Origin of the sequence: Celeribacter arenosi (assembly GCF_039539485.1) — a bacterium.
GTDB classification, from domain to species: Bacteria; Pseudomonadota; Alphaproteobacteria; order Rhodobacterales; family Rhodobacteraceae; genus Celeribacter; species Celeribacter arenosi.
The window spans coordinates 200,525-214,952 of record NZ_BAABDF010000003.1 but is presented as its reverse complement, the minus strand read 5'-3'; the positions used below and the strand labels follow the sequence as shown (position 1 = coordinate 214,952).

Annotated in this window: 17 protein-coding genes; 13 read left to right on the top strand and 4 right to left on the bottom strand. The window is 58.0% G+C overall.

Going from position 1 to position 14,428, the window contains the following annotated elements:
- The first annotated feature begins 63 nt into the window (after positions 1-63).
- The 5 genes from hslO to ABD815_RS03240 all read left to right on the top strand — a co-directional run bounded on the left by hslO (position 64) and on the right by ABD815_RS03240 (position 4,603).
- Entirely contained in the window at positions 64-1,059 is a 996-nt protein-coding gene (gene hslO, locus ABD815_RS03260; protein ID WP_425549834.1) for an Hsp33 family molecular chaperone HslO, read from the top strand.
- Positions 1,043-1,651, top strand: a complete 609-nt coding sequence (locus ABD815_RS03255; RefSeq protein ID WP_344843387.1) for a CoA pyrophosphatase — start codon at positions 1,043-1,045, stop codon at positions 1,649-1,651. The genes hslO and ABD815_RS03255 overlap by 17 nt, the downstream gene beginning before the upstream one ends.
- Entirely contained in the window at positions 1,648-2,814 is a 1,167-nt protein-coding gene (locus tag ABD815_RS03250; RefSeq protein WP_344843385.1) for a CCA tRNA nucleotidyltransferase, read from the top strand. Before ABD815_RS03255 ends, ABD815_RS03250 begins: the two co-directional genes overlap by 4 nt.
- A complete protein-coding gene (locus tag ABD815_RS03245; RefSeq protein ID WP_344843382.1) occupies positions 2,811-4,025 on the top strand; it encodes a class I SAM-dependent RNA methyltransferase in 1,215 nt (404 codons plus the stop codon). The genes ABD815_RS03250 and ABD815_RS03245 overlap by 4 nt, the downstream gene beginning before the upstream one ends.
- 77 nt (positions 4,026-4,102) lie before the next feature.
- Complete coding sequence (locus ABD815_RS03240; protein ID WP_344843379.1) at positions 4,103-4,603, top strand: L,D-transpeptidase family protein; 501 nt, start codon at positions 4,103-4,105, stop codon at positions 4,601-4,603.
- 16 nt (positions 4,604-4,619) lie between these two features.
- Here ABD815_RS03240 and dalA read toward each other — a convergent pair whose 3' ends face one another.
- The gene (gene dalA, locus ABD815_RS03235) at positions 4,620-5,156 is read right to left on the bottom strand and encodes a divisome-associated lipoprotein DalA (protein ID WP_344843376.1); all 537 of its coding nucleotides are present in this window, start codon (positions 5,154-5,156) and stop codon (positions 4,620-4,622) included.
- Between the two features lie 164 nt (positions 5,157-5,320).
- On the opposite strand from dalA, the gene ABD815_RS03230 reads away from it, so the two are divergent.
- Positions 5,321-5,914 carry a L,D-transpeptidase gene (locus ABD815_RS03230; protein WP_344843374.1) on the top strand — a complete coding sequence of 198 codons (594 nt, stop codon included), beginning with the start codon at positions 5,321-5,323 and terminating at the stop codon, positions 5,912-5,914.
- 53 nt (positions 5,915-5,967) lie between these two features.
- Here ABD815_RS03230 and hemH read toward each other — a convergent pair whose 3' ends face one another.
- Both hemH and ABD815_RS03220 read right to left on the bottom strand, forming a co-directional pair.
- On the bottom strand, positions 5,968-7,044 hold the full coding sequence (gene hemH / locus ABD815_RS03225; RefSeq protein WP_344843371.1) for a ferrochelatase: 1,077 nt from the start codon (positions 7,042-7,044) through the stop codon (positions 5,968-5,970).
- A gap of 73 nt (positions 7,045-7,117) precedes the next feature.
- On the bottom strand, positions 7,118-7,942 hold the full coding sequence (locus tag ABD815_RS03220; protein WP_344843368.1) for a class I SAM-dependent methyltransferase: 825 nt from the start codon (positions 7,940-7,942) through the stop codon (positions 7,118-7,120).
- A 47-nt stretch (positions 7,943-7,989) separates the two neighbouring features.
- Here ABD815_RS03220 and ABD815_RS03215 point away from each other — a divergent pair, with 47 nt between their 5' ends.
- Genes ABD815_RS03215 through ABD815_RS03200 form a run of 4 tightly spaced genes read left to right on the top strand, consistent with a single transcriptional unit; the run spans position 7,990 to position 10,284 of the window.
- The gene (locus ABD815_RS03215; RefSeq protein WP_344843365.1) at positions 7,990-8,703 is read left to right on the top strand and encodes a ComF family protein; all 714 of its coding nucleotides are present in this window, start codon (positions 7,990-7,992) and stop codon (positions 8,701-8,703) included.
- Positions 8,704-8,738: 35 nt separating this feature from the next.
- The gene (gene grxC / locus ABD815_RS03210) at positions 8,739-8,996 is read left to right on the top strand and encodes a glutaredoxin 3 (protein WP_344843362.1); all 258 of its coding nucleotides are present in this window, start codon (positions 8,739-8,741) and stop codon (positions 8,994-8,996) included.
- A 3-nt stretch (positions 8,997-8,999) separates the two neighbouring features.
- Positions 9,000-9,842: a carbon-nitrogen hydrolase family protein gene (locus tag ABD815_RS03205; RefSeq protein ID WP_344843361.1), complete on the top strand. Its 843-nt coding sequence runs from the start codon at positions 9,000-9,002 to the stop codon at positions 9,840-9,842.
- On the top strand, positions 9,835-10,284 hold the full coding sequence (locus ABD815_RS03200; RefSeq protein ID WP_344843358.1) for a MarR family winged helix-turn-helix transcriptional regulator: 450 nt from the start codon (positions 9,835-9,837) through the stop codon (positions 10,282-10,284). The genes ABD815_RS03205 and ABD815_RS03200 overlap by 8 nt, the downstream gene beginning before the upstream one ends.
- Positions 10,285-10,286: 2 nt before the next feature.
- Here ABD815_RS03200 and ubiG read toward each other — a convergent pair whose 3' ends face one another.
- Complete coding sequence (gene ubiG / locus ABD815_RS03195) at positions 10,287-11,033, bottom strand: bifunctional 2-polyprenyl-6-hydroxyphenol methylase/3-demethylubiquinol 3-O-methyltransferase UbiG (protein WP_344843355.1); 747 nt, start codon at positions 11,031-11,033, stop codon at positions 10,287-10,289.
- Between the two features lie 70 nt (positions 11,034-11,103).
- On the opposite strand from ubiG, the gene pip reads away from it, so the two are divergent.
- The 3 genes from pip (at position 11,104) to nusA (ending at position 14,422) form a co-directional block, all read left to right on the top strand.
- Positions 11,104-12,081: a prolyl aminopeptidase gene (gene pip, locus ABD815_RS03190; protein WP_344843353.1), complete on the top strand. Its 978-nt coding sequence runs from the start codon at positions 11,104-11,106 to the stop codon at positions 12,079-12,081.
- Between the two features lie 126 nt (positions 12,082-12,207).
- Complete coding sequence (gene rimP, locus ABD815_RS03185; protein ID WP_344843350.1) at positions 12,208-12,795, top strand: ribosome maturation factor RimP; 588 nt, start codon at positions 12,208-12,210, stop codon at positions 12,793-12,795.
- A gap of 13 nt (positions 12,796-12,808) precedes the next feature.
- Entirely contained in the window at positions 12,809-14,422 is a 1,614-nt protein-coding gene (gene nusA, locus ABD815_RS03180) for a transcription termination factor NusA (protein ID WP_344843347.1), read from the top strand.
- Positions 14,423-14,428 lie beyond the last annotated feature (6 nt).

The following is a 14,428-nucleotide window of genomic DNA, read 5'->3' as shown; positions in this document are numbered from 1 at the left end:
GGCAAAGGTTGTCGCCACCTTGGTAAAAAGTTATGCCACGGCAGCACAATCGGGAAAATGACTATGCTTGGATCGAAAATCGCGTGGGATGACACTGTCCTTCCGTTTCAACTTGATGCCTCAGACATCCGGGGTCGCGTTGCGCGTCTGGACGGTGTTTTGGATGAGGTGCTGTCCAAGCACAATTACCCGCCGGAAATCGAGGCGCTGGTTGCCGAGGCGGCTTTGCTGACTGCGATGATCGGTCAGACGATCAAGTTGCGTTGGAAGCTATCCATTCAGATCCGCGGTGACGGGCCTGCGCGACTTATCGCGACGGATTATTACGCACCGACGGCCGATGGCGAGCCTGCCCAAATCAGGGGATACGCCTCCTATGATGCGGAGCGGTTGGAGCAAGGTGTTGATCCCTTTACGCAAATCGGGCGCGGCTATTTCGCGATCCTGATCGATCAAGGGCAAGGGAATGTGCCCTATCAGGGCATTACGCCGATTGCCGGCGGGTCGCTTGCGGCCTGTGCGGAGACCTATTTCGCGCAATCAGAGCAGCTTCCAACGCGGTTTCGGGTCGCTTTCGGGAAGTCCACGTTGGCGGGCGAAGCGGAGACGTGGCGCGGCGGCGGGATCATGTTGCAAAAGATGCCAAAAGCGTCGCCGTCGGTTCTCAACGCCGAAGGTGGAGACGAAGATGGTCTCGTGCGGGCAAATGACATTCTGACAGAGGACGAGATCGATAGTTGGAATCGGGCTAATTTCCACCTCGATACGGTCGATGATATGGAGTTGATTGGGCCGCGCATTCAGGCAACCGAGCTTTTGGTGCGGTTGTTCCACGAAGATCAGCCGCGTGTGTTCGATCCGCAGCAAGTTGCCTTTGGGTGTAACTGTTCGGAAGACCGCGTTCGTCAAAGCCTGTCGATTTATTCGAGCCGCGACATAGCGCATATGACCACGGATGAGGGTCAGGTTGTGGCGGATTGCCAGTTCTGTGGCGCCCGTTACGAACTGGACCCGTCCACCGTTGGGTTTGAGGCGGACGACGATGGCGCGCAGGATTGATCGACATAGCCTTGCGCAGCTCGTCACCGCGAGCCGTGGGGCTACGTCTGATTTTGACCTGAACGCCGATATCGCGCCGCCGCGTGGTGCGCCGCTGCGAAAGGCGGGCGTTCTCGTTCCGGTTATTGAGCGTGACGGTCAGGCGATGCTTGTGCTGACCAAGCGCGCATCGCATTTGCGCCACCACCCGGGACAGATTGCGTTTCCGGGTGGTCGAATGGATGAGGGCGATGAAACCGTAACCGATGCGGCGCTGCGAGAAGCCCACGAAGAAATCGCTCTCGACCCGAAATTGGTTGATGTGATTGGTCTGTTGCCGACACATGAGACGGTCACAAGCTATGAAATGCACCCTGTTTTGGGCTGGATTAGAGACGATTTCGATGCGGTTGCCGAGCCGGGCGAAGTCGGGGAGATCTTCGCGGTTCCGATGCAGCATGTCCTCGATCCGGCGCGGTATTCGATCCAGTCGCGCCATTGGAAAGGGCAGGATCGTCGGTTCTTTACCGTGCCCTACGGCCCATATTACATTTGGGGCGCCACCGCGCGCGTTCTTCGGGCGATGGCCCAAGCGTGGCAAGAGGTGGTATGAAACTCAGCGCAGAATGGTTGTCATTGCCGTCGACCCGGCAGGTCATGGATGTCTTCGCGAATGCGGGGATTGAGGCCTATTTCGTCGGTGGCTGTGTGCGTAACGCGTTGATCGGGGCCTCGGCCAGCGACATTGATATTTCGACGGCGGCCCGCCCAGAGGTGGTGACCGAGATCGCCGAGCGCGCTGGTCTACAGGTTGTGCAGACCGGAACATCCCACGGCACGGTTACGGTGATTGTAGATCGCACGCCCTTCGAAATTACGACGTTTCGCAAAGATGTCGAAACCGATGGTCGACGCGCCGTAGTTGCGTTTTCCGACAGGTTGGAAGATGACGCCCGCCGCCGCGATTTCACGATGAATGCGATTTACGCCGATGCCGAGGGGCAGGTTGTTGATCCTTTGGGTGGATTGCAGGATCTGCGCGCTCGTAAGGTCCGGTTTATTGATGATCCTGAAATGCGTATTCGTGAAGATTATCTGCGAATTTTGAGGTTTTTCCGGTTCTACGCTTGGTATGGCGACCCCTCAGAGGGTCCCGATCCTGAAGCGTTGGCCGCATGTGCGTCTCTGGCGGGTGGGCTGGACGTGATTTCCAAAGAGCGGCTCGGTTCGGAGGTGGTGAAACTACTGTCAGCCGCTGATCCTGCGCCAGCGATCGGAGCGATGGAATCGACAGGCATTTTGAGCCACCTCATTCCCGCGCCTGATAGCAAAACCCTGTTTCTATTTATGCACGACGAGCGCGGGTGCGACCCGATTGCGCGTCTGGCGGCGATGGCCGGTGCATCGTGGTCCGAGATTGGCGAGTTGTTACGGCTTTCAAATGCGCAGACGAAGCGGATCATGAGCCTTCGCGAAGCGGCCGAGTCGACGTGGGGCGCGGGTGAGGTCGGGTATCGGCTCGGTGAAACCGATGGCCAAGCCGCGCTACGTCTCAGAAGTGCCTTGTTCGAGCAGGCCTATTCGGACGAACTGGATACTGAAATCGCCAAGGGCGCAGGGGCGACGTTTCCGGTGAGCGCGCGTGATATTATGCCTGCTTTTGAGGGACCGGCGCTGGGCGCGGCTCTCAAGCGGCTCGAAAAAATATGGATCGAGAGCGATTTTGAGGCCGATAAGCCGTCGCTTTTGTCCCGAATTAGCGGAGGTGCCGAGTGAGCGAGTATCGCATTGAACGGCTCGGCCATCATGGGGACGGGATTGCAGATGGTCCCATCTTCGCCCCGCGCACGCTGCCCGGTGAAATCGTTGCCGGTGAAGTTGACGGCCACCGGATACGTGCCCCGAAAATTGTGAAGCCGAGCGAACACCGTCGCAAGGCGCCCTGCGTTCATTATGGGTCTTGCGGGGGATGCGCGCTGCAACACGCGACGGACGAATTCGTGTCGTCGTGGAAGTTGGACCTCGTGCGCACGGCTTTGGAAAATAGGGGCATTTCCGCCGAATTAGAGACGATTCATACCTCACCCGCGCAGACACGGCGTCGCGCGGTTTTGCATGGCAGACGGTTCAAGTCCGGCCCGCAGGTCGGGTTTTTTGCACGCCAGTCGGATCAATTGGTGGCTGTCCCGAATTGCCTTTTGTTGACGCCAAGAATTCTCGCCTGTCTGCCCGCGCTGGAGCGGATTGTGGACTGTGCAGGGTCGCGGCGCGGGACGATGAGTCTCGCCGTGATTGATACGGGCAAGGGGCTCGATCTTGCGATTTCGGGGGGGCATCCTCTCGACCTCGCTTTGCGGCAATCGTTGTCTGGCGCATTGGTTGAGGGGATGTTTTTGCGTGTCAGTTATGACGACGAGGTCATCGCGATGTCCGAGCAGCCCGCGATGGCGATGGGTCGTGCCGCTGTGGTGACTCCGGCGGGTGCTTTCCTGCAAGCGACGCGCGAAGGCGAGGCGGCGCTCGTTTCTGCGATGCGTCGTGCGACGGAGGGTGCAGACCGGATCGCGGATCTGTTTTGCGGCTGTGGGACCTTTGCATTGCCTCTGGCCGAAACGGCGGAGGTTCACGGGGTCGAAAGCGAGGCGGATATGTTGGTCGCGCTCGACGGCGGGTGGCGCGGGAGTGCGGGTTTGCATCGCGTGTCGACCGAGAAACGTGACCTGTTCCGACGCCCCCTGATGGCCGATGAGTTGAAGGCCTATGACGCGGTCGTTCTCGACCCCCCACGCCCGGGTGCCGAAGCACAGTGCATCGAACTGGCGGGGAGTTCGGTCGGACGTGTTGGTATGGTGTCGTGTAACCCTGTCACCTTCGCGCGCGACATCGCAATCCTTGTCGAAGGCGGTTTTAATCTGGATTGGGTCGAAGTTGTGGACCAGTTCAGATGGTCGACCCATGTCGAGATTTCGGCCGGACTCAGCCGATAACCGTTGTCACGGCGCACTTGCCTGATTGGCCCGTTTGGGTATAAAAAATCCAAAAAAACGAGGCAGTTGAGCGAACAATGGACAGACGAGTTTTTCTATCGGCGAGTTTTGCCGCCATGGCCGTGCCGCACACCGCATTGGCGCGCCGCCTTGAGCCCTATGAGGGGCCAGAGGTCACGTCGGTGATCATCTACAAAAAACGTCGCAAGATGTATCTGCTGAGCGGCGATGAAATCATCGAGACGTACAAGATCGAGTTGGGCAACAATCCCGCGGGCCCAAAGCAGTTTCAAGGCGACGGTAAGACGCCCGAAGGCAGCTATGTGATCAACCGCCGTAACCCGAATTCACAGTTCCACCTTTCCCTCGGGATTTCGTATCCGAGTGTGCGTGACGTGGCCTATGCTCGCGCGCAGGGAAAGAATCCGGGGGGTGACATTTTCATCCACGGACGAGCGGGCAAAAACCAGGGCAAAGGGCGTGACTGGACGGCGGGATGCATCGCTGTCGCGGATCACCACATCGAAAAAATCTATATGATGGTCCGCGACGGAACGTTCATTCACATCTACCCCTGAGGGTAGGTGCGGGCGATTATTGGGCGGATGCCAAGGCGGTGGAGCGTGCACCCATGAGCAGGGTCCACCATAGTTTTCCGTTCTCTTCCTGATACCACGCAAATCCGAGGTCGGTCGCGCGGCGATCGAGGATGATGGCCCGCGTGTCGGGTTGCTCCATCCATGCGCTCAGGGTTTCGAGTTCTGTTTCGTAGGTTTCGGAAATGTTTTCACCGAGCATCATGCCGGGATAGCCCGCGCGGGCAACGCGGTCGATCGGGGAAGATCCATCCGAGCCAAAGTGCCATGGGCGATTCTGGTTTTGCATGTCGCGCGAATGGGTCGCGGCGGCGGCATTCAGGCGCGCATCAAAGGTCACCGGCGCGGCACCGGCAGCTGCGCGAAGGGCGTTTACGGAATCAAGCATGCTGTACTGCACGCGGGCATCATCCGCACTGCGGATGCGATACAGTTTGGGCAAAGGTTTGCCGTCAGCGGCGAGGCGCTGTGGCTCAGTTGTACAACCGGCAAGGGTGACGACGAGCACCAAAAACATCGCAAAAATACGGACCATAAAAGGACACTCCATTGGACAATGCGATCATGAACTAAAGCTAAATGTGGGAATGATCAAATCTTCTTCGCAACTTTTCGCCAGCCACGATTGTTTGATTTGCGATAAGACACCGACCACAATATACCGCTACCTAACCTAATTCAGTGAAAAGAACCCGTAACATGGCTCATAACCCCACCAAGACCCTTAGCCGCCGCGGCTTTGTCGCGGGCTGTGCGACGGCGGTTGCGTTGCCTGCTGTTGCCCAGACGTCGAACACCACGGAAATCGAAAACGATCTTTCCCCAGTTGTTCGCCGTAACATCTCGTCTTTCCGGTCGCTTGATTGGCGTCCCTATTTCGACAATCTCAACAACGGCGCAATTCTGGTCGATACCACATCGCGCGCCCTGCATTATTGGGATGCGGCGCAGACGCTGTACAAACTCTATCCGACGTCGGTTCCTCTGACGGAGGATCTCACGCGTTTGGGGCGCACGTCTATCATTCGCAAAGTTGAAGGGCCGACATGGTCGCCAACGCCTGCGATGAAGATACGCAATCCCGAGTGGCCTGATTTTGTCGGCGCCGGGCCTGACAACCCGCTGGGCACGCACGCGCTGTATCTGTCGTGGCAGTATTACCGGATCCACGGAACGCATGACACGCGAAAGATCGGTCGGCGGTCGTCGAACGGCTGCATCGGTCTCTACAACGAACACATCGCCGAGCTATTCAGCCTCGCCAAGGTCGGCACGCAGGTTTTGCTGATCTGACGACCTGGGAAATGCAGAATAACCGGGCGGCCATTGGGCCGCCCTTTTTCGTGTCAAACCCAGCCTTGCAGGTTTCGTTCAATCACCCCGACAAGCGCATCGATATGCGCCGGTTCATCGTTGAGGCAGGGGATGTAGAGGAAATCCTCTCCACCAGCGTGTTCGAAGCTTTCGCGGATTTCTTCATTGATCTCTTCGAGTGTTTCAATGCAGTCGGCGGAAAACGCAGGCGCGCAGACCGCGATGGATTTGCGCCCCGCCTCGGCCTGACGAGCGACCTCTTCCACGGTGTAGGGTTGGAGCCACTCTTCGGGTCCGAATTTGGACTGGAAGGTTGTCATGATCTGCGTGTCGTTCCAGCCGAGCCGCTCTTTGAGGAGTCGCGTCGTTTTGCGGCACTGGCAATGGTAGGGATCACCGCCGACCTTCAGGTAGCGTTCCGGCAGGCCGTGGTAGGAGCAGATCAGGATATCAGGTTTTTTGTCCGCGCCCTCGTATGCATTCTCGACCGATTGCGCGAGGGCATCGATATAAGTGGGGTCTTCAAAATAGGGTGGGACGGTGCGCGATGCGGGTTGCCAGTTTTCTTCCATCAAAGCGCGGAAGAATTGGTCGTTTGCCGTCGCTGTCGTGGCGCCTGCGTACTGCGGGTAGAGCGGGAAGAACAGGATTTTGGTGCATCCCTGCGCCGTGAGGGCCGCGACTTTGGATTTTGTCGATGGGTTGCCGTAGCGCATGCAGAAATCCACCACCACCTCGTCGCCATAGACGGCAGAGATGCGCGATTTGATCGCTGCGACCTGATCTTTGGTGATGGTCATGAGCGGGCTTTCATCCGCTTCCTCGTTCCAGATGGATCGGTAAGCGGCGCCGGATTTGGATGGGCGGACGGAGAGAACGATGCCCTGCAGGATCGGCTGCCATTGCCAGCGCGGGTAGTCGATGACCCGTTTGTCCGACAGGAATTCATTGAGGTAGCGACGCATCGACCAGTAGTCGGTTCCATCCGGCGTCCCGAGGTTGGCGAGCAGAACACCAATTTTCTCTTTCGGAATCTTCGGGTGGTCAGCCTGTGCGTGGGCAGGGCAGGTGGCGTCTGCGGCCTTCGTATCGAGGCGTGTTGGTTTCATTCGTCCCATTTTTCGTCCTGTCTTATTCTCGAAGGTTAGGCTTAGAGCGATGTCGCGGAGGGTCAATGCCCCACTATTCCGTTTCGGGAATGACAATCTCTCGTGTTTTGAGGGCGTCCGCCAGTCGGGTGGTGGCAGAGCCGGGCATCAATGGTTTGGGTTGGCTGGCATCGGGCGCCCAGCCTGTGAGGCAAATGAGGTCAAAAGTGGCTCTAAGTCGGTCATTTTCCCCGAAATGTGTCGAATAGAGCGCGGCAGTTTGCGCCATGAGGGTTCGTGTCGCGGGTGTGCCACGGTGGCTCATGGCGGCGGTTTCGCCCATATCGCGCAGATCGGACACCAGCCGATCGAGTGAGGCATAGGTCACCTGTCGCGACGATTTGTCCGCCACAGGAAGCGCGAAAGACGCGCGTTGGAGGAGGGCGCCGACAGTGCTCAGCTCGCCCATGGGCAGAACACGGGGCGACAATCCGCCCGTCAGAGCGATCTCCGCCTCGGCGAGACAGGCGCGCAGTTCGGTGAGAGTGTTGTCGCCAAAAAACACCGCGAGGAATAATCCGTCCGGTACCAGCGCGCGGTTGCATTGAATCATCTGTCCGACAGGATCGTTCGCGCAGTGGAGCGCCATTGCGTGGATCACCAGATCATAGGCGCGTTCTTCGAGGTTCAGGATTTCATCGTCGGGGACGACCGTCGCATCGGGGTACCATTCGCGCCAGATATCGGGAAATCCTGTGACGATCGCGACCCTTTGAAACGATCTGTTAACCAATTCGAGGCGATCATCGATTTCGAAACGCGCTTCGGCGTGGAGAAAAAAATCGCCCCCGCGACGCGATGCGCGCGTGCGTTGTCGGGTTAGCCGATCTCGGTCGACCAATGGGGTCGGGTTGGACATGTGGTGGGTCTCCGCGTTTGGGCGCACTTTAGATTTCGGGACAGGGAATGCAAAGGCTGGCCGACATACTCTTTCCGCCACATTGTTTGTCATGTGAGGAAATGATCGAAGCGGCGCGCGGACTTTGTCCCACCTGTTGGGCGCAGACGCCGTTTATCGTCGATCCGCCTTGCGAGGCCTGCGGTCGCCCGCTTGTCGGGGATGCCGAGGCGGGCGATCTTTGCAATGATTGTTACGCGACGCCGCGGCCGTGGTCCCGTGGTCGTGCGGCGCTATTGTACGAAGGCAACGGGCGGTCGATTGTGTTGAAGCTCAAACACGGGGATCGGACGGACTTGGCGCGGGTGGCGGGGGATTGGCTCGCGCAGGCGTCGCGCGATCTTGCGCAGAGCAATCCCATCGTGGCTCCTGTGCCTTTGCATTGGCTGCGCATGCTCAAACGAAAGTACAACCAGTCGGCGCTTTTGGCGGATCGTGTCGCCTCGGTTCTCGGGCTGGAATATTGTGCGGACCTGCTGATCCGGTCGAGCGCGACACGTAGCCTCGACGGGCTTTCGCGCGAACATCGCCGAGAAACCGTGTCGGGGGCGATCCGTGTGAATCCAAAGCGTACACTGGCAGTTGAAGGTCGCCATGTTTTGCTCATCGATGATGTCATGACGACGGGTGCTACGCTCGAAGAATGTGCGACATTGTGCAAATCCGCTGGTGCCGCAGATGTTTCGATCGCAATCCTCGCCCGCGTTGCAGGAGAGACCTAAATCCTTATAGTCACCCCGAACCATGAGGATATCGAATGCAGCCCGTCGAACTATATACCACCCCGATTTGTCCCTATTGCATCGCCGCCAAGCGGTTGCTCGACAAGAAGGGCGTCACCTACACCGATTTTGACGTCATGTCTGATCCCTCCAAACGGCAGGAAATGATGTCGCGGGCGCATGGGCGCCATACTGTGCCGCAGATTTTCATTGGCGAGGTTCATGTAGGCGGCTCGGACGAGCTTCACGCTCTCGAGCGCGCGGGGAAACTCGATGCCCTTCTGGACGGATAGCGTGTGACAAAGGCCGCTCTCATCACCCTGAATTCCAGCGACGATCCGGTTGCGAATCTCGCAATGACGACGGATTTGATCGATGCGGCGGTCGGGCGTGGGGCGACGTTTGTTTTGACGCCGGAAGTCACCAATTGCGTGTCGACGTCACTTGCCCATCAGGAAGCGGTTTTGTGCACACAAGGCACCGATCCGACCCTGCGCGGGCTGCGTGAAACGGCTGCGCGCCACCGGGTTTGGTTATTGATTGGGTCGCTCGCCCTTAAAACTGATGACGCCGACGGGCGTTTTGCGAACAGGTCGTTTTTGATCGATCCTGCAGGCAAAATTGTCGCGAAGTACGACAAGATCCACATGTTTGATGTGACCGTGTCGCAGAGCGAAAGCTATCGGGAGTCGGCAGGGTATCGACCGGGGGACAAGGCGGTTGTCGCGGATGGGCCCTTTGGGCGGATTGGTATGACGATCTGCTACGATCTGAGATTTCCCTACCTGTATCGCGATCTGGCGCAGGCGGGGGCGGAAGTTCTTACTGTGCCGTCGGCTTTTTCCGAGACCACGGGGCAGGCGCATTGGCACGTTCTTTTGCGCGCGCGGGCAATCGAAACGGGATCCTACATTCTCGCTCCGGCGCAAACTGGTCTGCATGCGGAGGCCGCGGGCGGCAAACGGCGCACCTATGGGCATTCACTGGCCGTCTCGCCATGGGGCGACGTGATGTACGATGGTGGTGAGGATGTTGGTTACGGGATCGTTGAAATAGACCCGAATGCAGCCAAAGACGCGCGAAGCCGCATTCCATCTCTTGCCCACGACAGATCCTATGAAGGGACGGCACATGAGTGACTCAGATAGTGATCCTTTAGCGGTTGCGCTGTTTTCCGAAGTTTTCATGGCCGACCAGTTGGCGCGCAACCGGCTATCGCGCGCCTTGCCCAAGGGTATGGAGATTAGCCATTTTTCGGTTCTCAACCTGCTTGCGCGCGCAAATGATGAACGCTCGCCTGCACAGCTCGCCCGTGCTTTTCACGTCACGCGCGGGGCGATGACCAATACGCTGAACAAGCTCGAGTGGGCGGGTTATGTGCATATTCGGCCCGATTGGGACGATGCGCGGCGCAAGTTTGTGTCGATTTCACCGGCCGGGCGAACCGCGCGCGATGCGGCGCTTGCCGCGATTACGCCGATCCTGAACGAGATACTGGATACCATCGGCGCCGACCGTGTCCGCGCCGCGATCCCTGTGTTGCGCGAGATGCGTATCATTTTCGAGAATTCAGGCCAGTAGGATCAGGTCGGTTTGGTCGATGTTGTGACATAGTTCACCGACAAATCGCGATCCGAGAGGGACCATGTCCAGAGCACAGGGTTAAACACGAACCCTTTGCGGTCGACAGGATCGAGGCCGGATTTCGACAAGAGATCGAACAACTCGTCAGGCGTTATGAATTTGTTCCAGTCATGCGTGCCGCGTGGGAGCCAACGCATCACCACTTCTGCCCCGAAGATTGCCATCACATAGCTTTTGGCGTTCCGGTTGATCGTCGAGGTGATCATCACGCCGCCGGGTTCGAGGAGCGACTCGCAGGCGGTGAGGAATTCGAGCGGGTCTGCGACGTGTTCGACGACTTCCATGTTCAAAATCACATCGAACGTCTCGCCTTTTTCAGCAATCGCTTCGGCAGTGGTGTGCCGATAGTCGATGTCGAGGCCCGATTGCTGTGCATGGACCTGAGCCACGGGGATGTTGCCCGCTGCCGCATCCGCGCCCACGACAGTTGCGCCGAGGCGGGCCATGGGTTCGGACAAAAGGCCCCCACCACAACCGATGTCGAGAATCCGCAGGCCAGCAAACGGTGATTCCTCAGACAAATCGCGCCCGAATTCGACCGCAATCTGGGAGGTGATGTAGTCGAGGCGGCAAGGGTTGAGCATGTGCAACGGTTTGAATTTGCCGTTAGGATCCCACCATTCGGCAGCCATGGCTTCGAATTTCGCAACTTCGCTGTCGTCAATCGTGGACGGATGCGTTTGCATGATCCTCTCCTTCATGTTCAACTTGTATCAGCCATTTATTGGCCCGCGCTTCGCTCTATATAGGACAAGCATGGACAAGGTCGCCGGACATAAGAGCGCGTTTGCGTTTCTTTACCCCCAAATTGCGGCGGGGCACCACATGATGTTGCCCGTCGGCAATGGTCATGAGTTGTATGTCGAGGAAAGCGGGAACCCTGAAGGGATTCCTGTCATCGTTCTGCACGGTGGCCCCGGTGGTGGGTGTAGCCCGTATATGCGGCGCTATTTCGATCCCGCTCTCTTTCGAATCATCCTGTTTGACCAGCGTGGCTGTGGTCGGTCACGTCCGTTTGCCAGTGTGGATTCCAATTCGACGTGGGATCTCGTCGCGGATATCGAGCGTATTCGCGAAGCCCTGAACGTCGATAACTGGGCGGTTTTTGGAGGTAGCTGGGGGGCGACGCTTGCGCTGGCGTATGCGCAGTCCCACCCTGAGCGTGTGCGTTACCTCGCACTACGCGGTGTCTTTTTGGGGCAGAAATCCGAGGTGGATTGGTTCTACCAGGGCGGCGCGGGCGCGTTTTGGCCCGAACAGTGGTCGCAATTCGTAAATGCCATTCCCGAAGACGAACGCGACGATTTGGTTGCGGCCTATAATCGACGGCTATTCAGCGGAAATCGGGAAGAAGAAACGAAGTTCGGGATTATCTGGGCGCGATGGGAAAACGCGTTGGCTTCAATGTCTTCACAGGGGCATGCGGGGGACCCGTCTGCGGATTACGCCCGTGCATTTGCGCGTCTGGAGAACCATTACTTCGTGAACGGGTGTTTCTTTGAGACCGACGGGCAGCTTTTGAAGAACGCCGATCGGTTGGCAAAAATCCCCGGCACAATTGTGCAGGGTCGCTATGATATGATCTGTCCGCCCCGATCCGCCTATGACCTGAACAAGGCGTGGTCTGTGTCGCGGCTCCATTTTGTGAAGGACGCGGGGCATGCCCTGTCGGAGCCCGGGATTACAAAAGCCCTGGTCGACACAATGGACTTCGTTGCGATGCGGTTCCGATAGACCTTGCAGACTCACGGTTGCTGGCGTATATGGCCTCTCAACAGCGGCGCGTCGTCCTGAGGTCGAAGCTCCACCGGGAAATATCGACGGGCCGCGCGCCCGTTTTTTTGTGTCCGAAAGGCTCGCATGTCCGATCTGATTGCGAAGACTGCTATTGACCGTCGTATGGCGGAAATCATCCAACCCGTTATCGAGGGTATGGGATTTGAACTCGTTCGAGTCCGTCTGATGTCCTCGACCAAGTCGAAGACACTCCAGATCATGGCGGAACGTCCTGCGGGCGGTATCGAAGTTGACGAATGCGCGCAGATTTCGACTGCGGTTTCGGCGGTTCTCGATGTCGAGGATCCGATTGACGACGAATATACTCTCGAAGTGTCCAGTCCCGGTATCGACCGGCCGTTGACGCGTATGAAGGATTTCGAGGCCTTTGACGGCTACGAGGTCCGCATCGAGACCACCGAGATGATCGACGGGCGCCGTCGGTTCAAAGGCCAGTTGGCGGGAATTGAAGGTGACGAAGTATTGCTCACTCTTCAGGAGAACGGCGAAGAGGTCACTATCGGGCTAAATTACGATTGGTTGTCGGACGCAAAGCTCGTGCTGACCGACGAATTGATCCGCGAAATGTTGCGCCAGAGGAAAGCTGCTGGTGCGATTGACGAAACACAGTTTGACGAAATCCAGACCGACGACGACTCGGTAGAAGAGTAAGAGAGGACACGACATGGCAATCACCTCCGCCAACCAGCTAGAGCTTTTGCAGACCGCAGAAGCAGTAGCGCGCGAGAAGATGATCGACCCCAATCTTGTGGTTGAAGCGATGGAAGAAAGCCTCGCGCGGGCAGCGAAGTCGCGTTACGGCGCGGAGATGGACATTCGTGTCTCGATTGACCGCAAGACCGGCAAGGCAACCTTTACCCGTGTTCGCACCGTTGTTGAGGAAGAAGAGCTTGAAAACTATCAGGCTGAAGTGACCGTCGCGCAGGCGAAGGAATACCTCGCTGATCCGCAAATCGGTGACGAGATCACAGAAGAAGTTCCGCCCGTCGAGTTGGGCCGGATTGCAGCGCAGTCCGCCAAGCAGGTGATCCTACAGAAGGTTCGCGAAGCCGAGCGTGATCGCCAGTTCGAAGAATTCAAAGACCGCGCCGGCACGATCATCAACGGTGTCGTGAAGCGTGAAGAATACGGCAACGTGATTGTCGATATCGGCCGTGGCGAAGGCATCCTGCGCCGTAACGAAAAGATCGGTCGCGAGGCATATCGCCCCAACGACCGGATTCGTTGCTTCATCAAGGATGTGCGCCGCGAAGTGCGTGGTCCGCAGGTATTCCTGTCGCGGACAGCGCCCGAATTCATGGCCGAGTTGTTCAAAATGGAAGTGCCCGAGATCTATGATGGTATCATCGAGATCAAGGCTGTTGCCCGTGATCCGGGTTCGCGCGCGAAGATCGCCGTGATTTCCTATGACAACTCGATCGATCCTGTCGGTGCCTGTGTTGGTATGCGTGGTTCGCGCGTTCAGGCCGTCGTGAACGAGCTTCAGGGCGAGAAGATCGACATTATTCCTTGGAATGACGATCAGCCGACGTTCCTCGTGAACGCATTGCAGCCGGCAGAAGTCACGAAAGTGGTTCTCGACGAAGATGCAGGCAAAATTGAAGTTGTTGTTCCCGACGAGCAGCTGTCGCTGGCGATTGGTCGCCGCGGTCAGAACGTCCGTTTGGCATCGCAGCTGACCGGCCTCGACATCGACATCCTCACCGAGGCCGAAGAGTCCGAGCGTCGTCAGGCCGAGTTTGCCGAGCGTACGAAGCTCTTCATGGATAACCTCGATCTGGACGAGTTCTTTGCCCAGCTTCTGGTGTCTGAGGGTTTCAGCAACCTCGAAGAAGTCGCCTATGTCGAAGTTGACGAACTGCTCGTGATCGACGGCGTGGATCAGGAAACCGCAACCGAGCTTCAGGCCCGTGCGCGTGACGTTCTCGAAGCGGCCAATCGTAAGGCTCTGGAGCACGCACGCGAGCTGGGTGTCGAAGACAGCCTAGTTGACTTTGAGGGCCTGACACCCCAGATGATCGAAGCATTGGCCGAAGACGGCGTGAAGTCGCTCGAAGATTTTGCAACCTGTGCGGACTGGGAGCTTGCCGGTGGGTGGACCACGGTAAACGGCGAGCGGGTCAAGGACGATGGCATTCTCGAAAAGTTCGACATGCCCCTCGAAGAGGCTCAAAACCTCGTGATGACGGCCCGCGTCCTGCTTGGCTGGGTCGATCCGTCGGATTTGGCCTCCGAGAGCGAAGAACCTGTTGAAGAAGAAATGGAAGACGAGGCCTGATCGGCC